The following is a 25,312-nucleotide window of genomic DNA, read 5'->3' on the forward strand; positions in this document are numbered from 1 at the left end:
TCTACATCTTTTTTGTCTATATGCAGTATAGAGCACTACATTAACTAAGATAGGTTTAATGCTATCTACTTAGCTTATTGATACAGGCTTACTTGTTTGCAGCGGCTTGCGTTGCAGCAACTTCTGCAGCAAAATCTTCTTGCTTTTTCTCAATGCCTTCGCCAACTTCTAAGCGCTTAAAGCCTAATACTTTAACGCCCTCAGCTTTTAGTACGTCGCCGACTTTTTTGTCGTTGTCCATGACGTATGGCTGACGCAGTAGGGTCACTTCATCAAGATACTTACGCAGACCGCCTTCGATCATTTTTTCAACGATGTTATCAGGCTTACCAGATTCGCGAGCTTTGGCTTCAATGATATCTTTTTCACGAGCCAATACGTCTGCAGCAACGTCTTCGTCATCTACCGCTACTGGGTTAAAAGCGGCGATATGCATAGCAAGGTTTTTACCAGTATCAGCATTACCACCTTCAAAAGATACGACCACACCGATACGTAATCCATGACGATATGAGGCAAGGTTATCGCCTTCTAGCGTCTCAACGCGGCGCAATTGGATGTTCTCACCGATTTTTTGTACCAGTGATACGCGAGCTTCTTCGACTGTTTGACCATCGCCATATGGCAATTGATTGATAGCTTCAACGTCAGTCGTATTGTTTTCTAAAGCGATATTAGCGACTTTTTCAGCAAAAGCTGTAAAGTTGTCATCTTTGGCGACAAAGTCAGTTTGGCAGTTAACTTCTACCAAGAATGCTTTTTTGTCGTTTTGTGCGATGATGATAGCACCGTCAGCAGCGATATTACCTGCTTTTTTGGCCGCTTTTGCTTGACCCGATTTACGCAAGTTATCGATGGCAACTTCAACATCGCCATTTGACTCCTCTAGTGCTTTTTTGCACTCCATCATGCCAAGACCAGTACGGTCGCGCAATTCTTTTACCATTTTGGCAGATACTTTTACGTCTGTCATAAGAGTTACCTCTATTTGTTGTGTGTGAAAATGCTTAATATAGGTTTGCTTAACGAATAATAGCGCCTAAAAAGACTATTTATTGTATAAAAGGCATGACGAGTAAACCTTCATCATGCCCCTTATTGATATTAAATAGGTCACTAACAATAAGTTAGTGTTACGCTTAGTTAAGACTTATAGATCAGTTTGTGCTTCGGCTGGGTTTTCAACCGCAGGTGCTTTGGCAGGTTGCTCAATCGCAGTTGCTGACTCTTCGGTAGCAGGTGCTTGCTTATCCGCTGGTGCTTGCTCAGACGCTTGCTCTTGATCCGCTTTGCCGCCCGCTTGCGTTTGTGCATACTCTTTACCCGCGATGATCGCATCAGCCATAGAGCTGACATATAAAGTCACGGCGCGAATAGCATCGTCATTAGCAGGGATGATGTAATCAACATTGTCAGGATTAGAGTTTGTATCGACGATACCGATCACAGGGATACCTAGATTTTTAGCTTCTTTAATAGCAATCGCTTCGTGATCAACGTCAACAACGAAGATAGCGTCAGGTAGGCCGCCCATGTCTTTGATACCGCCTAATGAGCGCTCAAGCTTTTCCATATCACGTGTACGCTCTAGAGCTTCACGTTTAGTTAGCTTAGCAAAAGTACCGTCTTCCGCTTGCTTCTCAAGCTCTTTTAGACGAGTGATTGACTGGCGTAGTGTTTTCCAGTTGGTCAGCATTCCACCTAACCAGCGATGGTCGACGTATGGCATGCCAGCACGCTGTGCTTGCTCACGGATGATACCGCTTGCCGCACGCTTAGTACCTACAAATAGTACCTTGTTTTTCTTAGCTGCTAAGCCGTTTACGTAAGTCAAGGCTTCGTTAAACGCTTTTACGGTATGCTCTAGGTTGATGATGTGAATCTTATTACGGGCACCAAAGATATAAGGACCCATTTTTGGATTCCAAAAACGAGTTTGGTGACCAAAGTGAGCGCCAGCTTGGAGTAAGTCGCGCATTGCGATTTGTGTTGGGTTGTCATTTGCCATGTAAAAATGTCCTATTGGTTGGGTTATGCCTCCACATCACAAAAACTGCCTATCTAGCGACACGCATTTGCAAAGCGTTTTTTAAGGTAAATAAAAAGGCTTATGCAAATTAATCAAGTCGCCAAACACCCAGCAATTTTTTGCCATGATGTGTGTGTCATTGGTTGGTTAAAAAATGCACTATCAAAAAATAGCTGCGCTGTATTTTATCATATATTAAGTAGCAATCTCTAGTTATTTAAATCGTACGAATAATCTATCTATAGGTTGTGGATATCCATCAAGTCTAAAATAGACAAAGAGTAGAATGCAAAAAAACGACGTCTGAGCGTCGTTTTAATATGGTCGATTCGAAATAAAATAGATACGCTACTATTATCAGTTTTGTAGTGGTTCAACTATACTTAACATGTTCAACTTTATATTGCAGTGAACCGTCTTTAGGCAATACAGATACCTATTACCGCCTCGTGACCACGCCAAGTAAAAGGCGTTATATAGCTATGACGATCATTGGGTAGGTAGGATAAGCTTGGCGCGCCCTCAACGATAGTGGGAGGGGAGATAATAAAGTCGGCGCCAAATTCTGTACGGGCATTACCTGATATGGTGTTCGCCATCTCACCAAGTAGATCTTTCATCATTTTAAGGGACGTGTCAGGCTCACCCATGATTCTGATAATCTCGCGCAGCATATTACTCGGAGCACTGACATAAACGCACCCAGTCAGTGGTCCTGATATCTTGATAATACCGCTATAATCATAGCCTACTGCGACTTTATTATCACTTAGATATGGAGTGTCAAGTGAAACACTATCAGTGCCAATCTGTGTAAAAAAGGCATCGATTGAGCTTAAAAAGACCCCTAATTTTTCAACTTTGATCATAATATTATCCGTATATAATACCCAGTAGCTAAAGCATTAGTCTTCAAGACAAACGACGATTTCACCGATCTGTGATAACCAAGTAATAGGAATGATAAAAGAGCGCTCATCATCAGGTAGAACGATACTTTGCGGCGCACCTTTAAACACAAAAGGGACAGAGATGTGAAACTCAGAACCGAACTCTGTACGCGCGTTGCCAGCGATAGTATTAGCCACTTCACCTGCTAGATCGATATACATCGCTTCACTAGTATCCCTCTCGCCCATACTACTTAATATAGAAGATAGTAGCTTGCGAGTCGCCGAAAAATACACTACCCCTTTTTGTGCACCAGATATACCGATGACGCCAGTATAGTCGAGCACTTTAGGCGGCTTACCTTCTAGCAAGTAAGGCGTATCTACCACCATCTCCTCGCTACCAAACTGGTTAAAATAGTGGCTAATAATATCTAAAAAAATCTGTAGCTTTTGCTCTTTCATAGTATTTTTCTTGTATTTAATGGGTATGAGCTTAGTTTGCGTCAGCTCATTAGTCTTGCATCAATTCGTGTAAGGACTCAACCAAATCCTCTTCTGAAAAAGGCTTGCATAAAAACCCGCTAGCACCGAGCGATAGCGCCTCAATACCAGTAGATTTATCAGACAAAGCTGACACGACTAAGATACGTACATCAGGATCAATGGCGATAATCTTTTCGATGCACTCTAGGCCATCCATTTGCGGCATCGTCAGATCCATCGTAATCACATCAGGGCGGTGCACATTGAACTTCTCTACCGCCTGCACGCCACTGGTTGCCGTCGCTACTAGCATAAAGTTGCCAGAGTCATACGCTCGCTGGATACGGTTTCGAATGATGTTTGAATCATCAACGATCATTAGTTTATACATAGTTTACTCTCAACTGGCTTTTGGTAATTTGATAACAAAACGTGTCATCTTACCCAGTTCACTATTTACGTTTAGACTACCATCATGCTCTTTTATCAAAGACTTGATGATGTCTAGCCCAACACCGCGGCCGCCATCTTCATCAGCATACTCCTTGGTAGAGAACCCTGAAGCGAACAACTGTTTGAGTAGCTTAGCTTGACTAAAGGTAGCAACCTCTTCTTTACTATAGCGGCTACCTTCAACCAATCTACGGCGAATGCTATCGTAATCGATACCTTGACCATCATCTTGGATAGTGATGACAAAGTCTCGACCAACATTTTGCATCTCAAGCTCGATGGTTCCAACGTTTGATTTGCCCGCTGATTTACGAGCCTCTGGCGTCTCTACTCCGTGAACGATAGCATTACGTAGTAGCTGAATACTAATCTCTTTGACGGGTTTTTTAAGACGCTCTGGTACACTGACATGACTCAAAGTTTGGCTTTGAAGTTGTACATATTTATCTTGTCTGGTGGCAATGTCTTGCGCGAACTCTTGATAATATGGCATATAGTCATCGTCTGAATCATCATCCAAATCAATGTCCATACCCTCATCACTATAGGTGTCATCGCTTGCGCTATAGGTATTATCGCTTGTGCTATGAGTACTCAAATTTTCAGAAACTTGCGCAACTGGCTGAGCCGCAGCTGGTTCTGCTACAACTTGAGGCTCTACAGCTCTTGGCGTAGCAGCAGCAGATGATTGGTTAATACGCTCACCTAAAGCTTCAATAGTGTTAGACAAAGTGAGGAGCTCATCTAGATGAACGGCTAGCGGCAAAAAGTCGTTACCTGATAAGGTGCCTTGGTTTTGTAGCGCATGAAGTTTGTCTTCTGCTTCTGAGGCAATCTTAGTAAAGCTATGCAATTTAAGTGCAGACGCCTCGCCTTTTAGACTGTGCATATCGCGATAAATGGCTTTAAGTTTGCCTTCAAGCTCATATTGCGAGCTGCCTGGGTTTTTTAGAATGTTGTTAATTTTTTCGATATGCTGTTTGGTGTTATCGATGAACTCGTTAATCACCTTTGGATTTACGTTCAAGATAGTGGTCAGCATCTCGATTTGCATATCGTTTTGTGAGCGCTCTTTTTCTAGGCGCTGTTCAAGATAAACGGCATCTGATACGTCATTAACGTTGACCAAAATACGCGCAATATCTTTATTGTTATAAACTCGTGAGAACTTAAAATCTAAGAAGCGACTGTCTGAACCTTGCTCACCTGATACATTATGCAATCTCACTTTGTGCAATGGATTTAATGAGTCGACGAGTTTTTCTTTTACTCGCGGATTGTATAGCTGCTCAATGAATTGCTTGGTCGTCGTCAAATCTTTATCAGAGATACGGCCACGCAATACACTGGTAAAGTTCTCGCCCGCTAAATTGTCAGTACCGATAATATTGTTTAATGCCCGAGAATGCTGTTGTCCGATATTTAAGTCTTTATCTAACAAGAATAGACCAGTATTTACCGTTTGCATGATCTCTTGCGTCTCACGACGAGCCGCTAGTGCTTCAGCATCAGTCTCACGCAAGCGGCGGACAAAGAAGAATACAAAGACTAAGAAGTAAGCAAAGATTGCCGCAACCCCTAGTAGCTGAACTAGACGGATCGTATTAGCCTGAGCTTCTGACTGAGCATAAACTTCATCGGTCAGCTCGTTTAAAGAGTCATTCATACGCAAACTTGATGTTTTAGCTTGATCATTGGCCAGTGCAAGCTCACTTGATGAGTCAATTAAAATATCATCAGCACCATCAAGATAGTTTTCGATAAGTGGCTTTAGCTTATCCCACTCTTGTTGTGCAGTTTCAAGTGCGTTTTGCTCATACTCGCCTTTTATTTGAGGAACACTGATCGTTGTACCATTGCTATTAATATAGTTTGAGCCGTTACTCATACCCTTTAACAGCTGATCAATATCTTGTGTATTGGTTTCAAGTCTTTCTCTGACTCGTACTTGGTGTGGCGAGTTAATATGTTCGCCAGTACTGTTTTGCAAATCAAACAAGTCTTTAATAATCGTTTGGGCATTGTTCGCAGTTTTGTTGGAGAGGTTAACCAGGGTTGTATTGCGCTCAAGAATACTTGAGGTATAAAAAGTAAAAGCGAGCAAAACCCCAATGAGCGTTAAAAACGCTACAATGGATAAGATTAAACCGCGATAACGTGAACCGTCATTTATATTTGCGATAGCCATAGCTGATTCCTTTCAATATAGATAAATATACTTACTGTTTAATAGCAAGAGTAGCCTATAGTTTGTTATTACAAGAATTATTGCATCGCCTTCTCTTGCTCTAATACCGCAGACGTTAAATCCTCACCGAACCATTTAGTCGTTAATTTGCCGTAAGTACCATTTTCTTTAATAGTTTTGAGACCAGCATTTACTTTCACTAGCAATTCAGGCTGATCTTTGTCAATGACTAACACTTTGCGAGCCGCTTCTGCGGTTAAGTCTTCGTAATCAAAATACTGAGGTTGTAGACTTGGCAAATCTTCCATGATATAGCGCAGCGCTCCTGAATCCTCTGCTACTGCGTCAACCTTTCCTTGTGCCATCGCTTGTACTGCGGCAAAGGTAGTGATGTAGGGTTCAACTGATTTTACCTTGAACTGACCGCTGCTAAAAAACTCATGCTGCACTGTATCATCTAGCACACCAATTCTGACGTTGCTTAAGTCGTTTAAAGAGTTTAGATTTAGCGATTCATCTAGATACAATAGCGTAGAGGGCAACGGCGCATAGGGATCTGAGAGCAGATATTTACTGGCACGCTCAGCACTGTAAGGAACGGCTGCAGCAATCATATCCCGGTTTTTGCTATCTAAATTCTCAAAGATCACCTCCCAGCGATCGGTATAGTTCTCTACTCGAAAGCCTTGATCCTCTCCAATAGCATTCATAACATCTATATCAAACCCACTTACGTTACCGTATTCATCTTTAAATTCATAAGGAGCAAAATCTGAATCAGAAGCTACCCGAACTACTGGCGCTGAATCAGGTAATTTACTGACAAACTCTTCTTCAGTTGTACCTTCTGAATTTGCAACTTCTTGAGTAGCAGGATTGCCAGAATTGCTACATCCTAACAAGCTAACGCTCATCATTACTGGAAAAATGTATAGTAATTGCTTCATAATTGACCCTTAATTCAAAATTCATTTAGCCAGTACTATGTCTCAATAGTAAGCTTATGTTTCACATATATTGAAAATGTAAATATTTAGTTACATTACATACTAATAAGGTCATAAGTAAATTGCAACATTTTAATTATAATAGTTGAATGAGATTTATATCTCTCAAAATGAATATAAATATCTATTTATATAAATATATTAAGGACAACGTTCACGTTAAAGTTCACATTAACTTACTGCTCTGTGATTTTGGCAATAGTAAACAAATATGCATATTTTTTTATTTATTGATTAAGTATCTAGCATGTTTGAAAACTAAAAAAACTCAACATATTATGAATATATTGAGTTCTTGTGAAGCTATATTAAGACTACAGATATTACTCAGCATCATCCAAATTTAAGTTACGATCAATCTGCCAAATTAAATAAGCGCCAAGGCTCATAAGTGAGAACATAGCGATACCAATCTTAAGCACAGGATTAACCGGGAACAGATTGAGCAGTAGCCCGCCAAATATTCCCACTGAAAACATCAAGGAGCCTTGTAGCGCGCTTGCCATACCTGCGCGTTTTTTCTGAAACGCTAGAGCAATAGCCGATGCGTTAGGCTGCGTAAGACCCAGTCCTGCAATACAAAAGAAGATACAAGTCAATACCAACGGCAGCCAAGCATCAGTACCAAATAGTATACCTATAACAAACAGCGCGGCCGCTGATATGACCTGCATCATCGCGCCAAAACGCAAGATACTTAGAATACGAAAGCGGTTGGTGAGCCATTGATTGAGCTGAGTTAAAAGCACAAACCCTGCCGCATTCATCCCAAATAACCAGCCAAAATGCGTCGCTGAAACGCCATAAGTATCCATGATAAGCTCAGATGCCGAGCTAATATAAACGAACATCGCTCCCATCAATAATCCGCCACCTATAGCTGGATAACTAAAGCTTCTATCCTTTAATAGATCCCAGTATTGACTCATCACCTCTTTAGCGGGACGCGCGTTACGATTCTCTTCTGTTAACGTCTCAAAGAAAAAGAATTTAGTGAGGAGTAGATTAAACGCCCCAAAAGCGGCCAAAAACCAAAAGATAGAATGCCAACTAAAAAACTGCAAGAACAGCGCACCAAGCGATGGCGCAAGTATAGGGGCAAGCCCCATGACCAATATCATGATAGAGAATGCTTTTGCTGTTTGCTTCGCGGTCAACCTGTCACGAATTGCCGCGCGCGTGACCACTGCGCCAACGCAAGCACCTAGGGCTTGTACGGTACGTCCTACAAACAGCACATACTCGCTATCAGTCAGTGCACAGACAATAGAGGCAATCACATACAGCGTCATCCCAAAATATAGAGGTTTGACGCGGCCAACGCGATCACTCAAAGGCCCGTAAATAAGTTGCCCAAAGACCAAACCGACAAAATACGCGGGTACGGAGTTGGCCATAAATGCGGTCGATACGCCAAAATCATCCGCCATAGAAGGTAGCGCGGGCAAATACATATCGATAGATAAAGGCCCAACTGCAACAATAAGCCCAAGCATCATAATCCAAGCAACAGGCAGATCTGCTGAGCGTACACGCTCGCTCGCTACTGGTTTAGGATTGATTGGGGTATTTGGAGTAGACATAGCAAGACCGTATGATTTGATGAAATAAATATATATACTGCTTGGAATCGCAAAAAAAACAGCAGACAAGGCTATATCGCACTGTCTGCTAGAATTTCAATAGGTAAAGGGGTTGAGCTGCGATATATACTTACAAGATACTATAATATATGAAGTAAAGACATATGTTTATAGTATGCATAACGACTATCTAAACTGACGCTTGTTAAAGGTAATACTGGCATCCTTGGCTTTTTTGAGGGCAAGTTTGCGGTTGCGACCTAGCATGACTTTGAGTTGCCACATTTTTTCTTTATATAGCGTCATAGCAGGTTGCTGATGCATCGCATTAATCACGCGCTTGCTCGCCAGCACCGCATCGGGTGAACGCTCGGCGAATTCAGCAGCTAATCTTTGCGCATGTTCAAGCGGCTCATCACTACAGTGACTGACCAGACCTAGCGTCTTGCCCTCAGTACCATCGATAAGGCGCGCACTCATGGCCAGCTCCTTGAGCACATCTTCTCGCACCACCCCAAAGGCGGATTGCGTCAGACCCATATCAGGTACCAAACCCCACTTAGCTTCCATAATAGATAGCTTACAATCTGGATGACTGACGCGCACATCACAAGCGAGTGCCAGCTGTAATCCTGCACCGATGCAATGACCCTCTAATACAGCGATCACTGGAATTGGCACCTCACGCCAGACGAGACATACGCGTTGGAACATACTCTGCCAAGGCTTTACTAACTCCCAAAAGGCATAAGCTTGATTCTTAGGATTGTTTAAATCACCCAGATCAATACCCGCGCAGAATGTTCCCTCGGCACCATTGATGATGACCGCGCGCAGACTCTTGTCTTTATCAATGCGCTTAGCTACTTTGACCAGCTCAGTGACTAGCTCAAAGCTCAAAGCGTTTTTTTTGTGTGGTCTGTTGAGCGTAACCGTCAAAATATCGTCAGTTACGCTAACTTGTAGCGCTTTGTATTGATGAGTGGTGATAGGGTGCATAATCATCCTTAAGGTTAAGTAGCAAATGCTCAAATAGATAGGTACAACAATCATAGCAAGGTTAAGGGCGTTGTGTCAGCGCAATAACTGACCCCAGATATCACATTAGATCATTTTCCACGTCATATCATTTTCACTCAAACGGTGATAGTTCAATTGCGGATAGGAAGAGAGATCAAGGGCTTGTAAATGGTTGAGTGCTCTTATTAACGCCTCATAATAAGGCGCGAGCATTGCCAACTGAGCGGGCGTCGTATGCTGCACATTTAATAAGCACTTATCCTCTAAGTCTTGGCTAGCCTGCCGTAGCTCTGGTACGCCTGTATAGCGACTAGCACCCAATATACGGTGAGCAATTTGCGCCAGCATGCTACGATCATGAGCATGCCAAGCTTTGGTCAGTGCTTTTTTTTCGTCATCGATAGTATCGAGCATCATAGTAATCAGCTTGGCTGCAAGCTCAGGTTTATTCGCAGATCGAGTCAATGCATCTTGCCAGTCAAAAATGTCAGAATCTCTATTCGTACGCAAATGACGGCTATTGATACTACTCATCATTTGAGCATTAGTTACAGATGAGATGTCGCGTGACCACAAGCTTTGGGGAGGTTGCACAAAGGGCGGTCTGACAAAAGAAGCTTTGGTAAAGGGGTTGTCATTTTGAGATTGTGACTGCTCATTTTCGTTCTGACTTACCTGAGTAGTAGAGGTAAAATCATAACTAGCCTCGCGTCTATAGGCAGGCTCTTGATTATAGCTACCCTTATAGTAGCCTTTGTAGTTGTCTTTAGTTTGACTGTCACGCAGATAGTCATCACGGATTTTTTTGAGAGACAGTGGTCGCGTGGTTCTTTTTTCAATCGTATGCGCATCAGTGATCAAGGCCTCGATTTGTTTTTCGTCGTTATCAGTTATAGGGTTGGCGTTGAGCGTTTTTGACATGCTTAGAGGATGAGATTGTGTTTTAGTATCGTCTTTAATAGCCCCAGAATCGCCTTGCTCAATAGCAAGCGCTGAGTCGTTGAAATTTGCGGTTCGCCCAAGCCACTTTTGCAGCACTTGCAAGAGCTGCGGCTGGCTAATAGGCTTACCCACGTAATCATCTATACCGCTTGCGATCAGCTGCTCACGCTCATCAGCGAGCCCGTGCGCAGTCAAAGCAATAATAGGAATACGTTTATCTGGGTTCTCAATTTTACGAATTTGCGCAGCAGCTTCACGTCCTGACATACGCGGCATTTGAATATCCATAAATATCAGATCGATATGATGCTTAAGAGCCTCCTCTACCTTATCTTGCTTAGTGAGTTCTGGTGGCAGCTGGCTACGAGTGTCGCGGCTTTGTGCTTTGGATACCTGAGTTTTGTCATGCAAATTGTGTTTGAGCGTTTTCATATTTTCGACTGAGGTTTGTTGCTTACTAATGATCTCTATGGCATCAAAGCCGCTATTAGCGGTCACAACATGAATGCCAAGCTCGCTAAGTAGCGCGTCCAAAACCAGCAAATTTGGCAGGTGATCATCAACTGCCAGTACCGTCATACCCGTCCAGCGTGGCTCTTTGATCTGCTCTATAGCGCGGCGCTTGCGGGTATCGAGCATTGTATAGAGCTGACGCTTATCTAGCGGCTCATATAAAATATTGGCTTGGTATCGGTTTAATAAAGCTTTGTCGGCAGCAACTTGATAACCAAATACGGCAAGTTTGCCTTGATAGTGCAAACGGATCTGTTTGAGTAGCGCCATCATATCGTCTTGAGTATCATCATCAACAATGACCCAATCCCAGTAGTTGCCCTGCTCCTTCAATGATTCCAGCACGCCCGGTAGAGAATTGGCTTGCACCAGTTTAATCGGCAAACTGTGCAAACTGGCTTTGAGTACCTGTCTGGAGGCGGCATGATTGATCCAAACCAGCACATTAAATTCATCATGAGCGCTTGCCAGCGGCGCAAGTCTCGGTAAATCAATCGTTTGCTCAGCGGCTGCCTCTAGCACATTGACATGCGCTGGCATACGAAACCAAAAGGTCGCGCCTTTATTAGCAATGTTTTCTTGCGCATTGTCATAAAACCCAATGTCACCACCCATAAGACGAGTGAGTTGCTTGGATATCACAAGGCCCAAACCTGTACCGCCATATTGACGAGTAATTGATGGATCACCTTGACTAAAGCTTTGAAACAGCATCTTTTGATCGCTCTTGGATATCCCCTTACCGCTATCTTGTACACTAATGATTAAATGATCATCTCTGTGATCGTCTAAGCTTACGCGCACCACCACATCGCCGCTATCTGTGAATTTGATAGCGTTGCCGACGATATTGGTCAATATTTGCTTAAGTCGTAGCGCATCGCCATTAATGCACATGGGCACATCGTTATAGAACAGTACTGCCATGCGCAGACCTTTTTCAGAAGCCACAGGCGAGAGCATATCGACCACGTCATAAACCGTGCTATAAAGGTCAAACTCGTGACAATCGAGCACGAGTTTACCCGCCTCAATCTTTGAAAAATCGAGCACATCATGAACCAGAGCCAGTAGATGTGCAGAGGACTTGCGGATGGTTTGTACGTACAAATCTTGCTCGGTATTAAGCTCACCGTGACGCGCGAGCAGATTAATAAAGCCATCAATACTGTTAAGCGGCGTACGGAGCTCATGACTGATATTGGCCAAAAACGCAGATTTTGCTTGACTGGTTGAGATGGCGGCATCGCGGGCATTTCTAATAGAGATGTTCTGCATCTCCATCTCATCAAAAGCAAGGCGCAGATCATCTTCGGTTTGCTCGGCGTGGTCTTTTAGCTCCTGAAAGCTTGAGTGCAAACGGCGCAAGGTTCTGACCAGATCTTGTTGCAATAGATTAAGCTCGCCATCAGACTCAACCAGCACAGGCTTGTACAAATTATCAACCTGCGTGCGCTGAAGTTGCAAGCGCAGCTCATAAATAGGTGCAATCCAGCGTTTGGCATAGATGTTTAGAGTCAATAGCAAAATTAAAATCGTAAACAGACCAGTAATCGCTAGCGCCATGGCAATACGGTAACGGGCGATATAGAGCGGCTGGTTGTCCATATCAACGAGCAGCCAGAATTTTTGCCCGTCAAAACTACCTAACGAGCTGCCGTATACTGTACCAATAGGCGATGGCTGCTGCGATAAAAAGTCCTTGTTAACATCAATAACAGGCCACGCCTCCTCCACCCCATAGCCCACAGTCATCAAAATCTCATCGTTATCGTCAACGATAGCGATGCGCTGTACATGCTGGTCCGATTGCATTTGACTTAGCTTTTCACGGATAATTCCTAAAGCCGCTACGGCCTCTGATGAAGCCTTGTCCGTAGCTAATGCTTGATTTTTTTGCGCTAATAATTGTGGTACTAAGTCTCGAACCATAGGCTTGTAGCGAATAAGCACCGCCTCAGCTAAAGCTTCTTGCTCTGAATCACTGGCGCGCATGGTCTCAGTAAATACCAAGATACCACCAACGATTGCCAACACACATATCGGCAAAAACACCAAAAGGATCAGCTGACCATAGGCGCTACTGGTATTAAAGCGTTTTTTTTGTGCCATGAGTAGCTTGACTCCATTATCCTGCGAGCTTTGTGACTGTCTGAAAATCTTAAAACTTTGATGTCCGTATTTTAGCAGCATTTATGATAACAGGGGCTATCAATACCATTTGCCCGTTTGCACTAACTCAATTACAGATAGCCTAGTTACAGATAGGTGTCGATGGCATAAGCGCTGCCAAAAACAAAATGATATAATAAGCCCACTTTTTGTCAGTCGCCTTTATGCCTTAAATACTAAGGAGCTACTGGCGCTTATAAGACAACCCTAGTCTTATCTAAAAATATATAAGGATGCCGTATGTCGTCTACAGATTTTATCACTCAGATTAGCACATTAGCGGACTGCGTCGGTCAAACGCCTTTAGTCAAATTGCAGCGTTTGCCAGAACAAGAAAACATTACTAATGGCGCGCAGCTTTTGGGTAAGCTTGAGGGCAACAATCCGGCAGGTTCGGTCAAAGATCGCCCTGCATTTAACATGATCTATCAAGCACAGATGCGCGGTGATATCAAACCTGGTGACATGCTCATTGAGGCGACAAGTGGCAACACAGGGATCGCCCTCGCTATGGTCGCCGCTATGCGCGGCTATCCGATAACTTTGCTTATGCCAACAAATTCAACTCAAGAGCGTAAGGATGCCATGCTCGCCTATGGCGCAACCTTAATCAATGTCGATGAAGGCATGGAAGCGGCGCGTGATATGGCGCTACAAATGCAAGCGAATGGTCAAGGTATCGTGCTCGATCAGTTTAATAATCCTGACAATAGCCAAGCGCATTACCTCACGACAGGGCCTGAGCTTTGGGCTCAAACTAACGGCAAAATCACTCATTTTATTAGCTCTATGGGGACAACAGGGACGATCACTGGCGTATCTAAATACCTAAAAGAGCAAAACCCAGAGATCAAAATTATTGGCTTGCAGCCTGATGAGGAGGCGGCTATCGCTGGTATCCGCCGCTGGCCTGCCGCTTACATGCCTGGAATATATAATGCTGACTTAGTCGATGAAGTTATGGATATCGATCAGCATATCGCTGAGATTTACATGCGTAAGCTTGCCAAGACGGAAGGCATTTTTGCAGGCGTATCCTCTGGCGCGGCAGCGTGGGCAGCGGTGCAAGTTGCCAAAGCTAATCCTGATGCTGTCATTGCCTTTATCGTCTGCGACCGAGGCGATCGTTATCTATCGACTGGTCTTTATAACGTGGACGATAACCGTGCTGAGTAAAGATGATCGCTACTAAACACCTTAGCTAAAACTGATAACGGCATAACATTTTAGATGACCGATTTTTAGATGACCCTTTAGGATTTATTATGACCCAAGCTCTACCGTCAAACCCTGTGCTTGTTTTTGATATCGAGACGGTAGCCGATACGGATGCTGCCCGCCGTATTTATCCGCAATTGGCTGATCTAAGTGATAGCGAGGCGCTGAGTGCACTCCAGTCTATTCGCCTGCAAGAGGCAGGTCATGACTTTATGCGTCTGCCCCTTCAGCGTATTGTCTGTATCTCAGCGCTATATATCAAAGGTGAGCAGTTCTCTTTGTTTTCACTCAGTGCTGATAAGTTTAGTGAAAAAGACATTTTGGCAAAGTTTTTTCGCGCTTTTAGTGAGGTTGAGACCTTGCCGCAGCTCATTAGCTGGAACGGCTCTGGGTTCGATATTCCTGTGCTTATTTATCGCGCGATGCAATACGATCTGTCAGCGCCTTGGCTGTTTGAAGAAGGCGAGCGTATCAAAAACATGCGTTTTAACAATTATGTCAATCGCTTTCAGACCCGTCACTTAGACTTGATGGACAGATTGAGCCAGTACGGCGCTAGTCGCCGCGAGGCGATGGATGTTGTCGCTAGCCTCTATGGCTTACCTGGCAAGACAGACGTCGATGGTAGTATGGTCGGCGCACTCGTTGCGGCTGACAATTGGCAGACGCTCTCGACGTATTGTGAGTCTGATGTGATGAATACTTGGCTGATTTATTTGCGCTGGCTGCGACTGACAGGGCAACTATCGTCACAAGGCTTTAGCGACTGGCAACAGCGTAGTCATGACTATCTTAAAACGTTAACGCAAGCGGATGGTAGTCTACGTCACGAGTCTTTTATTGCGGATTGGTCCACTTCTTTATAACTTCTTTTTCCTTTTTTAATGCTAAGGCAGGTTTATGCAACCCACCGATTCACAACCCTTGAATAACCAAGATACCCAAAGTATCGCTAACGACGATACCTCTCAGACCACAACTTCTCAGACCATCGTAGTGCCGCCTAATAAGAAAAAATCAAAACCCTCGACCAAAACGCGTCGCCGCCTAAAGGATGCAGAGCCACTGCCCTTCACTATCGATGGTCTATCTCATGATGGGCGCGGCGTCGCTATTTATGGCAAGGATTTTGATGAGCGGCAAGGTCACGCGCAGGACAAACATGGCAAAAAAGTCTTTGTCAGCTTTGCATTACCTGGTGAAAGCGCCTTAGTCAAGTTGACCAACAGCCGCGCCAGCTTCGAAGAAGGCGACGCCATTGAGGTAACGAAAAACCCCAATCCTGAGCGCGCCGTACCGCCCTGCCCGCACTTTGGTGTTTGCGGCGGTTGCAACTTACAGCACTGGCAGCCTGACGCGCAAATTAACTTTAAGCAATCTGTCCTCGCTGAGATGCTCATGCATCAAGCCCATGTTGCCCCTGACCACTGGCTTGACCCTGTCGTCGGTGACAGACTTGGCTATCGTACCAAAGCGCGATTGGGCGTGCGTTATGTGGTCAAAAAACAGACGGCGCTGGTAGGCTTTCGTGAGCGCTCTAGCAATTTTTTGGCAGAGCTTAATGAATGTCATATCCTAGATCCGCGTATTGGCTTTGAGATTGAAAACTTAAAAGCGCTTATTAGCACTTTAGATAGTCGTGACAAAATCGCTCAGTTAGAGCTGGCGATGGGTGAATATTTGCCGGATCTTCCTGATGGTGATCAGCCCGTTGCTTTAATTGTCCGCAACCTTGCGCCTTTATCAGCAAATGACATCGATAAGCTCAAAGCGTTTTTTGCAGCGCGTAACTGGCAGCTGTATCTGCAATCTAAAGGTGCAGATACGATTGAGCGCATTGCTTTAACCGATAAAGATGATCTGAGCGAGCAGTTTGGTCGTCTGTATTATGAATTACCTGAGTACGATCTCACTTTTGAATTTATTCCAACTGACTTTACCCAAGTCAATCTCTCGGTCAATCGGCAAATGACCAAACTTGCTTGTGATTTACTAGATCTAAAAGCAGGCGAGCGCGTATTGGACTTATTTAGTGGCCTTGGTAATTTTAGCCTGCCACTAGCGCGTTTGGTTGGAGCTACAGGATCGGTCGTTGGGGTTGAAGGTAGTGATGCTATGACCGCGCGCGCCGCTGATAATGCGCGCCGCAATCAGCTCGATAATACTGAGTTTTACGCACAAGACTTAACTCAAGATTGCACCGATAAGCCTTGGGCCAATCAAGGTTTTGATGCTTTGCTAATCGATCCACCGCGCTCTGGTGCTTGGGAGATTATGCAATATCTGCCCAAATTCAATGCTGAGCGTATTGTTTACGTGTCCTGTAACCCAGCAACGCTTGCCCGCGATACCAAAGCGCTACTTGAGCAAGGCTACCGTCTGACCCATGCAGGAGTGATGGATATGTTTTGTCATACCGGTCACGTCGAATCTATCGCACGCTTTGAGAAAATCGCTTGAGTAAGCTGAGTGTAGGTTACGTTTGACTTTAATTTCCTTACACAGGCTGTCTTGTATGATGACACTAAAGTGAGATAATTAAAGAGAGAACAATAAAATACATACTCGTTGGGTACTCATATTTATCAGATAATAATATGCAGATACCTAGTAGTTGTTAGCATTTATAACTATTCAAATTTCGATAACAGCTGCTAAAAATTGATTTTTGGCGGCTGTCATTATTTAAAAGTGACTTGTTTTGAGCAATCAGACGAAAAATCTAGCAAGATGAAGTATGACTTAGGGTTAGCAAAAGGAGGCGGCGATGGTAAAAATTCGTGAAGGATTACCATTAGTAGATGGACAGATGACAGAGACTGATAGTGCCTCGCTTGCAGCGCAGTTGGTTGCCAATCAGCGCTCTCATCAATCAGCCAATAGCTACGCGCAAATACCGCTAGATATCAAAGCCCAATTGGCGACCCACAAACTACATACCACCTTTGATCGCTCAATCTCTTTTGAGCAAGACGATTCTGCTATCAAAGATGACTACTCGAACAATGAGCTACTCGAAAAATCCAACATCCCATTAGAAGACATCGATGATGCCAATATCGATGTCCCTGTTTGGCTAGATAATGTTGCTAAGCGTATTGGGCAGGAATCTGTTCCTATTTTAAGTGATGCCTGCGAGTTTATCCGTAGTCGCATGAATACTAGCGAGTCTGAGCGCTCAGGTGCCTATGTGACCGGTATTGGTATGGCAGATATCTTAACTTACCTGTATCAAGATGAAGACGCTTTGGTCGCCGCTATGCTCTATCGTAGCGCTCGTAAATCGATGATTAGTCTGGCAGATATCCAAAAGCACTTCAACGCTGATATCGCAACATTAGTTAAAGACACCTTAGCCATGGGAAAACTGTCCGCTATTATTGAGAGCAGTAAGCGCCTAGAGGATCATTTCGTTAACAATCAGCGCGAACAGTTATCTAACATCTATAGCATGCTCATCTCAGTGACCAACGATGTACGCGTGGTGCTCATTAAATTAGCTGAGCGCACCTTTGCTATGCGTGAATTAAATTTCGCTGATGAGGAGCGTCAACGCCGAGTGGCACGTGAGGTCATGACTATTTATGCGCCTCTCGCCCATCGTCTTGGTATTGCTCAGCTCAAATGGGAGCTTGAGGATTTGGCATTTCGCCATCTTGCTCCTGATAGATACAAAGAGATCGCCAAATTACTCTCTGAAAAGCGCAGTGAGCGTGAGTCCTATATCCAGCGTGTTCAGAACAAACTGAGCGAAGCTTTGATTGATGCTAATATCGAAGGCGAGGTATCAGGACGCGTCAAACACATCTATTCTATTTATCGCAAAATGAAGCTTAAAGGCTTATCTTTTGATCAGCTTTATGACATTCGTGCGCTTCGAGTTTTGGTCAACTGCCCATCAGACTGCTATCATGTTTTAGGTTTGGTTCACGGCTTTTGGCGTTATATACCAGAGCAGTTCGATGATTATATTACCAATCCCAAATCTAATGGTTATCGATCCTTGCATACTGCCGTTATCGCAGAAAACAAGTCGTTAGAAGTACAGATTCGTACGCATGAGATGCATTTTGAGGCTGAGCTTGGCATGTGCGCGCATGTCAATTACAAAGAGGGGTTAAAGAATAAAAAAGATACTTACTTTAATCAAAAAATCAGCTCTTTGCGTCACCTGCTCTCTTTGAATAATGAGGTTCGCAATCGTTCAGACTCGGCCTTGACCATTGAGGACGATTTAGGCGGCATTGCCTTTACTGAGCTTGAAGATGAAGAGCACATCGTTGATTTTGATGAGCTTGAACGTATCTATGTTTTTAGTCGTGACGGGGATATTACTGAGCTGCCAAAAGGGGCGACCGTACTTGATTTTGCGTATTATGTTCATACACAAGTGGGTAATCGAGCGCAGGCGGCGCGCGTCAATCAGCGTTATGTTCCGCTCACTTATCAGCTGAAAACTGGCGAGCAGGTTGAGATTATTACCAAAGCGACGCGCGAGCCTAATCGCGATTGGCTTGTGGTCTCCTTAGGTTATATACAGACCAGCCGCGCCCGCTCCAAGCTGCGCCAATGGTTCAATAAACAAGACCGCGACAAAAATATTGAGATCGGTCGGGACATGCTAGCAAAAGAGCTCGAACGCTTATCTGTACATCCTAATAGCATAGACCTTAATGATTATACGCAGTTTTTTAGCGTTAATCATGCCGATGATATTCTTGTCGGCTTGGTTACCAGTGAGATCGGACTCAATCAGCTGACCGCGCACATCTCTCGTCAGCTGCATCTAGAGCCTGAAAAACCCGAAGAAGATTTTATCGTCAACATAGACAACAATCTTGCTGGCAAGCCTGACGCTTATAAAATCTCTATCGCTGGCCTCGATAATACAGAAATCCATCTCGCTGGCTGCTGTCATCCTGTACATGGGGAGCCGATCGCAGGATATGTGACTTTGTCTCGCGGCATTAGTGTGCATAATCGCGGTTGCCCTGAATACTTACGCCTTATCGAGCGCGATCCTGAGCGTAAAATTGCTGCCAGTTGGCAGTTCAAATCTGGTCGTTATCAGCCTGTTGATATTCATATAGAAGCTTATGATAGACGCGGACTATTACGTGATCTAACGCAAATTATTGATAGAGAAAATGTCAATATTCGTAAAGTTGAAACTTTGAGTACAGACGATAATATTGCCTTTTTAAAGTTTCATATTGAAGTGGCGGGCCTTGTGCACTTGTCTAAACTACTGGCTAAACTTGAACAGCAACATGGTATTTTGCACGCCCGCCGTGCAGTAGCTTGATAGCTTTGCAAATGCATTGTTAACCCTACTTTATTTTTTACTCATATAAACGTTTTGAACCCTTATGCCTGAACTCCCTGAAGTTGAAACTACAAAAACAAGCCTAACGCCTCTACTTGGTCAAAAGGTTACAAAAGTACAAGTATTTCAGCCAAAGCTGCGTTGGCAAATGCCCGACGACTTAAATGACTTGGTCGATCACGTATTAGTAGACGTGCAAAGACGCGCTAAATACTTGATTTTAGACTTTGCTCCTGTGGCCTCCAAAAGTAATGGTTTTGATAAAGAGGTGCGCCAGTTGCTCGTGCATCTTGGTATGTCAGGAAGCTTACAACAGCATGCTAGCGGTGCAGACAAGCGCAAACACGATCATCTCATCATTACTTTTAGAGATGATGATGGCGCGCTTACTCAGCTGCATTATCATGATCCAAGACGCTTTGGTTCTGTATTATGGCACCAAGACTACAAGGGCAAGCTACTAGACAACCTAGGTCTTGAACCTTTATCAGAAACTTTTGATGCAGATTATCTCTATCAATTCATTCAGCGGACTGATGCAGCAAAACATAAACCATCAGATCCTAATTCGCGCAAGGTAACTGCAAGACGACCAATCACGCGCGCTATAAAATCTGTCATCATGGAACAACAAGTTGTCGTTGGTGTGGGTAATATCTATGCTACCGAAAGCTTATACTTAGCAGGTATTCATCCAGCTACGCCTGCTAATGAAGTGTCCTACAAGCAATTATCTATACTAGTTACGCATATCAAGACTATCTTGCACAAGGCTATCGCTCTTGGTGGCTCCACTTTACGCGATTTTACCGTTGCCAGTGGCGAGACCGGATATTTCCAGCAAACTCTAAATGTGTATGGTCGTCAAGGAGAGGCATGTCCTTCTTGCAATGCCGATTTAGACAGTATTAAGCTCAATGGCCGTGCTAGTGTTTTTTGTCCAGAGTGCCAAACACTTTAACTTATCAAAGGTTTATTGCAGCCAAATGAATTGATTATGAGCTTTTGTGTTGCTTATCACTGTACATCTTGCTTTAATAGCATAATCACATACTTTTGTTATACTCATTGTTAGCTTTAGGATCACATCATGACAGTCAAAGCCCATTCACTGCGTGCTATCAGAGATCGCACTATTATCGCCCTTACTAGCCTTGTTTTAACTACAGCTATGATGCATACAGCGTCCGCTGCGATAGAGATTGATGAAACAGACTTTGGTCCTTCTTACGATACGATGATTGTAGATACAGTAGTAGGTAAACCCTTACAACTGGTCGCTGCAGTGACTGGTACTGCAGCCTACTTAGTCAGTCTGCCCTTCTCGGTTATTGGCGGTAATGCTGATCAAGCTCAACGAAAACTCTTTGTTGAGCCATGGGATGCGATGAGTCGCTGCTTAGGATGTACGGTTGCCGAAGACAATTATTACAAGTCACAAGTGGTTGATGACAACATCGTACGTATCGTTGTTGATCAGCCCTCTGAGATTTTGATCAACACCAATGATTATGTCGTTGTGACTCCCTAACTTGCGCCGTTAAGATTTGTCTGCATCAACGGTATATTTTGACAATAAAAAAAGGCCAACATCACGTTGGCCTTTTTTATGTCTGACTGTTTAAGTTGGGTACCGGCTAAAACTAAGCACCCTTTTTGCTACGACCATGACGCTTACGCTCACTTTCAGTCAAGTAGCGTTTACGCAATCGAATAGCTTTTGGTGTTACTTCAACCAACTCATCATCTTGAATAAATTCAAGCGCTTGCTCAAGGGTAAACTTGATAGCAGGCGTTAGTGTTAGTGCTTCATCAGTACCACTAGCACGAACGTTGGTCAATTGTTTAGCCGTTGTTGGGTTGACAGCCATATCATCATTACGTGAGTTTAGACCAACGATCATACCCTCGTATACTTCAAGCTGCGGTTCAGCGAATAATTTGCCGCGCTTTTGCAGGTTGAACAGTGCAAAACCTAGACAAGTACCTTTGGCCATAGATACGAGTACGCCATTTGTACGACCACCAACATCACCGATCTTTTGAGGACCATAGTGAGAGAAGCTTGACGTCATAATTCCCGTACCTGAAGTTAGGGTCAAAAACTCAGAGCGAAAGCCAATCAGTCCGCGCGCTGGCATAGTCGCCTCAATACGCATGCGACCTTTACCATCGAGCTCCATATTAGTCATCTCACCTTTGCGTAGACCAACTTGCTCCATGATAGAGCCTTGATGCTCATCTTCGATATCAAAGACAACGTTTTCGTACGGCTCTTGCAACTTGCCATCGACTTCTTTGACGATAACTTCTGGGCCAGATACACCCAATTCAAAACCTTCACGGCGCATGTTTTCGATCAATACAGATAAGTGTAGCTCGCCGCGACCTGATACTTTAAATTTATCAGGAGACTCTGTGTCTTCTACACGTAACGCTACGTTATGAATCAATTCACGCTCTAAGCGCTCACGAATATTGCGCGAGGTTACAAACTTACCTTCAAGGCCTGCAAAAGGTGAGTTATTAACCTGAAAATTCATCGATACTGTAGGCTCATCAACAGTTAGCGGCGGCAATGCTTCAACTGCAGCAGGATCACAGATAGTATCAGAGATATTAAGAGCGTCGATACCTGTGATACATATGATATCACCAGCTTGTGCCTCTTCAACATCGATGCGATCAAGACCGTGATAACCCATAATCTTGAGGATACGACCATTACGAGTCTTGCCATTCTTATCAATAATAGTCACTGGCGTATTGGTTTTGACTCTACCGCGTTGAACACGACCGATACCGATAACCCCTACGAAGCTATTGTAGTCGAGGCTCGATATTTGCATACGAAACGGTGCATCGGCGTCAACTTGTGGCGGTTGTACCACATCTACGATAGTCTCAAACAGTGGTGTCATATCATCAGCTAAATTATCCGCTTCTAGACCAGCAACGCCATTTAGGGCCGAGGCATAAACAACTGGAAAGTCTAACTGCTCATCCGTTGCGCCCAGGTTGTCGAACAAATCAAATATCTGATCCATAACCCAATCAGGTCGTGCACCTGGACGGTCAATTTTATTAATGACAACAATTGGCTTAAGGCCTTGCTCAAATGCTTTTTGAGTGACAAAGCGAGTTTGCGGCATAGGACCGTCTACAGCATCGACAACTAGTAGTACACAATCAACCATAGACATAACGCGTTCAACTTCGCCGCCAAAGTCAGCGTGACCTGGGGTATCTACGATGTTGATGCGATATTCAATGTCTTTACTTGGATGTTGCCATTTGATGGCTGTGTTCTTAGCCAAGATAGTGATGCCACGTTCTTGCTCGATATCACCTGAATCCATCGCACGCTCAGCAATGTTAGCACGGTCGCCAAAAGTGCCTGATTGATGCAAAAGTTTATCAACCAAAGTGGTTTTACCATGATCAACGTGGGCAATGATTGCGATATTACGCAGGTGTTGGATGTCGTTCGCCATATAAAATGCTCGTTTTGTCTTAATAAGAATGCAGTAGCAATAAGCGCCGCTGAATATAATAATGATGTAGATCTACTAAGTTTAAATAATAAGTAAAACTATGATAATACACAAATTTATCGTACAGGTAGCTGTGCTAGAGAACACTTTGCCAATCTGCAAAGTATTTGGGCGGCTAGTATAACATTAATGCACTGCCTTTTTTATAAAATAACTGAGCAGTGCAATATCAAAACAAAAAAAAGCCACCCGAAGGTGACTTTTTTATTTAGAACTTGCTACAGATGAATGATTAGTTGATAACCATATCTTTAGTTTGCTCTACAGTCATTGTTTTGTTACCAGTAATGATAGCGTAAACACGACGGTTCATAGCACGACCTTCTTCAGTATCGTTAGAAGCGATTGGTTGGTCATAACCATAGCCTACAGTCGATAGACGATTAGGTGCAATGCCGAACTCGTTAGTTAGCATAGATTTCACTGCGACGGCACGGGCTTCAGACAGACGTTGGTTATAACGTGCTGATGGACCTGTTTTTGAAGCATGACCTTCAACGCGAGCGGTAGAGTTTGGATACTCACGCATCTTCTCAGCTACTTTAGCAATCTCAGGCTGGTACTGTGCTTTGATGTTAGATTTATCGTTGTCAAAGAAGACACGAAGCTCCATTTTTAGAGCATCATCGATAATAACTTCTACCGGGCAACCACGAGCGTCAACAACTTGGTTCATTGGTGTGCCTGGGCATGCATCTAAGCTATCTACAACGCCATCACCGTCAGAGTCCATTTCAGGATCGATAACTACGATAGGCGTAGTATCAACAACTGGCTGCTCAATCATAGGCTCTTCGATTGGTGGAACAGCTACTGTTGGCGCTAAGTGACCACCAAGGACAACTTCTAGACCCGCTAGAGCCATGCCTTCCCACCAGTTCTCATCAAAGTTGTGAATAGCACGAGCTTCACCGCGTAGGCTTAGTGCATCATTGATACGATACATAGCACCTAAACCTAGGTTACCAATAGTATCAGTAGAATTAGCAACTTCATCACCGTTGTTATCTTCGATATCAAGTTTAGATCGACCAGCACCAATTAGCATATATGGCTTTAATGCGCTATCAGTGTAACCAGTAAATTCTTCAGTACCGATTAAGAAGTTACCCGTGATCATTTCTTGTTCTGCATCTAGGTTGTCAGCACCATTTTGACTTTCAGCATCAGTGTTAGATACACCATACTCAACTTGGAATTGGGTAGAAGGAGTCAACTCAATACCTAAAGCGGCACCAGTATACAGACCATCTTCTTTGTTGTATCTATCGCCGTTACCATTATCATTGAGTAATGTTTCTCTTTGATCATCGTCAGCGCCTTCAGCGTAGTGATAACCAAGTAACAATGGGCTGATAGTGACACCAGCATTAGCAGCTAGTGGTGCTGCTGTTACAGCAAACAGAGCTAGGGCAATCTTATTCAATTTCATGGACTTTCTCCAAAGGATAATTTAAATGATGCGTTAATCGATGTTACTTACTAACATGTGCTCATGACAAGTTTTTTTGAAAATGTGTCATTTTGCAACAAAACCAATTAAGGAGTAGCTTAGCGACTATCAATTGACTTTACAACTTTTTTCGTCGAGCAGCTACACATTATTACACGATAATGTCGTAACTAAAACACAATAGCCAGTTTAAATTACGGATGACTAACATACGTATTATTTCTAATAACATGAATGTTAGACGTCAATAGTATATGCACTAATAAACACCTATTGAGCTTGTGCATTTTAGTACAGATAGTAGCTATTCTCTATTGGTAAAACTCATGATTCACCAATTGAAACATTTTTTGACATTTGATACATATTCAGTTTATATTATACAGATGAACATTAGTTCAAGTTAATAATGAAAAATGAATACGCATACAATGTATACATACAGCTTTGTGTCAAAATCAAAAGTTGTAAACTTTTA

18 protein-coding genes are annotated in these 25,312 nt (G+C 43.5%); 6 read left to right on the plus strand and 12 right to left on the minus strand.

Annotated elements, in window-relative coordinates; all coding sequences use genetic code 11:
• Positions 1-88: 88 nt before the first annotated feature.
• From tsf to ACTXGO_RS01060, 10 genes are all read right to left on the minus strand, one after another.
• Positions 89-973 (minus strand): translation elongation factor Ts, encoded by an 885-nt coding sequence (gene tsf, locus ACTXGO_RS01015; protein ID WP_317200151.1) that lies wholly within the window; start codon positions 971-973, stop codon positions 89-91.
• A 177-nt stretch (positions 974-1,150) separates the two neighbouring features.
• A complete protein-coding gene (gene rpsB, locus ACTXGO_RS01020) occupies positions 1,151-2,008 on the minus strand; it encodes a 30S ribosomal protein S2 (protein WP_435950268.1) in 858 nt (285 codons plus the stop codon).
• Positions 2,009-2,448: 440 nt separating this feature from the next.
• Positions 2,449-2,898: a chemotaxis protein CheX gene (locus tag ACTXGO_RS01025; RefSeq protein WP_443542513.1), complete on the minus strand. Its 450-nt coding sequence runs from the start codon at positions 2,896-2,898 to the stop codon at positions 2,449-2,451.
• A 36-nt stretch (positions 2,899-2,934) separates the two neighbouring features.
• The gene (locus tag ACTXGO_RS01030; protein WP_317200154.1) at positions 2,935-3,384 is read right to left on the minus strand and encodes a chemotaxis protein CheX; all 450 of its coding nucleotides are present in this window, start codon (positions 3,382-3,384) and stop codon (positions 2,935-2,937) included.
• 49 nt (positions 3,385-3,433) lie between these two features.
• Positions 3,434-3,796 carry a response regulator gene (locus ACTXGO_RS01035; protein WP_317200155.1) on the minus strand — a complete coding sequence of 121 codons (363 nt, stop codon included), beginning with the start codon at positions 3,794-3,796 and terminating at the stop codon, positions 3,434-3,436.
• 9 nt (positions 3,797-3,805) lie between these two features.
• Positions 3,806-6,046, minus strand: a complete 2,241-nt coding sequence (locus tag ACTXGO_RS01040; protein ID WP_443573179.1) for an ATP-binding protein — start codon at positions 6,044-6,046, stop codon at positions 3,806-3,808.
• A 77-nt stretch (positions 6,047-6,123) separates the two neighbouring features.
• The gene (locus ACTXGO_RS01045) at positions 6,124-6,993 is read right to left on the minus strand and encodes a substrate-binding periplasmic protein (protein WP_443573180.1); all 870 of its coding nucleotides are present in this window, start codon (positions 6,991-6,993) and stop codon (positions 6,124-6,126) included.
• A 383-nt stretch (positions 6,994-7,376) separates the two neighbouring features.
• Positions 7,377-8,552, minus strand: coding sequence for a multidrug effflux MFS transporter (locus tag ACTXGO_RS01050; RefSeq protein WP_435951007.1), 1,176 nt, complete (start codon positions 8,550-8,552; stop codon positions 7,377-7,379).
• Between the two features lie 270 nt (positions 8,553-8,822).
• Positions 8,823-9,635 (minus strand): crotonase/enoyl-CoA hydratase family protein, encoded by an 813-nt coding sequence (locus ACTXGO_RS01055; RefSeq protein ID WP_443542509.1) that lies wholly within the window; start codon positions 9,633-9,635, stop codon positions 8,823-8,825.
• 105 nt (positions 9,636-9,740) lie between these two features.
• On the minus strand, positions 9,741-13,223 hold the full coding sequence (locus ACTXGO_RS01060) for an ATP-binding protein (RefSeq protein ID WP_443573181.1): 3,483 nt from the start codon (positions 13,221-13,223) through the stop codon (positions 9,741-9,743).
• Positions 13,224-13,523: 300 nt separating this feature from the next.
• Here ACTXGO_RS01060 and cysM point away from each other — a divergent pair, with 300 nt between their 5' ends.
• From cysM to ACTXGO_RS01090, 6 genes are all read left to right on the plus strand, one after another.
• The gene (gene cysM / locus ACTXGO_RS01065) at positions 13,524-14,459 is read left to right on the plus strand and encodes a cysteine synthase CysM (protein ID WP_435950260.1); all 936 of its coding nucleotides are present in this window, start codon (positions 13,524-13,526) and stop codon (positions 14,457-14,459) included.
• Positions 14,460-14,548: 89 nt separating this feature from the next.
• Positions 14,549-15,367, plus strand: coding sequence for a 3'-5' exonuclease (locus tag ACTXGO_RS01070; RefSeq protein ID WP_435950259.1), 819 nt, complete (start codon positions 14,549-14,551; stop codon positions 15,365-15,367).
• A 34-nt stretch (positions 15,368-15,401) separates the two neighbouring features.
• Positions 15,402-16,961, plus strand: coding sequence for a 23S rRNA (uracil(1939)-C(5))-methyltransferase RlmD (gene rlmD / locus ACTXGO_RS01075; RefSeq protein WP_443542504.1), 1,560 nt, complete (start codon positions 15,402-15,404; stop codon positions 16,959-16,961).
• A gap of 307 nt (positions 16,962-17,268) precedes the next feature.
• Positions 17,269-19,806 carry a RelA/SpoT family protein gene (locus ACTXGO_RS01080; RefSeq protein WP_443573182.1) on the plus strand — a complete coding sequence of 846 codons (2,538 nt, stop codon included), beginning with the start codon at positions 17,269-17,271 and terminating at the stop codon, positions 19,804-19,806.
• A gap of 64 nt (positions 19,807-19,870) precedes the next feature.
• The gene (mutM, locus tag ACTXGO_RS01085; RefSeq protein ID WP_443573183.1) at positions 19,871-20,788 is read left to right on the plus strand and encodes a bifunctional DNA-formamidopyrimidine glycosylase/DNA-(apurinic or apyrimidinic site) lyase; all 918 of its coding nucleotides are present in this window, start codon (positions 19,871-19,873) and stop codon (positions 20,786-20,788) included.
• A 129-nt stretch (positions 20,789-20,917) separates the two neighbouring features.
• Positions 20,918-21,358, plus strand: coding sequence for a hypothetical protein (locus ACTXGO_RS01090; RefSeq protein ID WP_443542499.1), 441 nt, complete (start codon positions 20,918-20,920; stop codon positions 21,356-21,358).
• Between the two features lie 112 nt (positions 21,359-21,470).
• Here ACTXGO_RS01090 and typA read toward each other — a convergent pair whose 3' ends face one another.
• Positions 21,471-23,321 carry a translational GTPase TypA gene (gene typA / locus ACTXGO_RS01095; RefSeq protein WP_443542497.1) on the minus strand — a complete coding sequence of 617 codons (1,851 nt, stop codon included), beginning with the start codon at positions 23,319-23,321 and terminating at the stop codon, positions 21,471-21,473.
• A 292-nt stretch (positions 23,322-23,613) separates the two neighbouring features.
• Positions 23,614-24,813 (minus strand): OmpA family protein, encoded by a 1,200-nt coding sequence (locus ACTXGO_RS01100; protein ID WP_317200168.1) that lies wholly within the window; start codon positions 24,811-24,813, stop codon positions 23,614-23,616.
• Positions 24,814-25,312 lie beyond the last annotated feature (499 nt).

The organism is Psychrobacter sp. T6-1 (genome assembly GCF_052258445.1).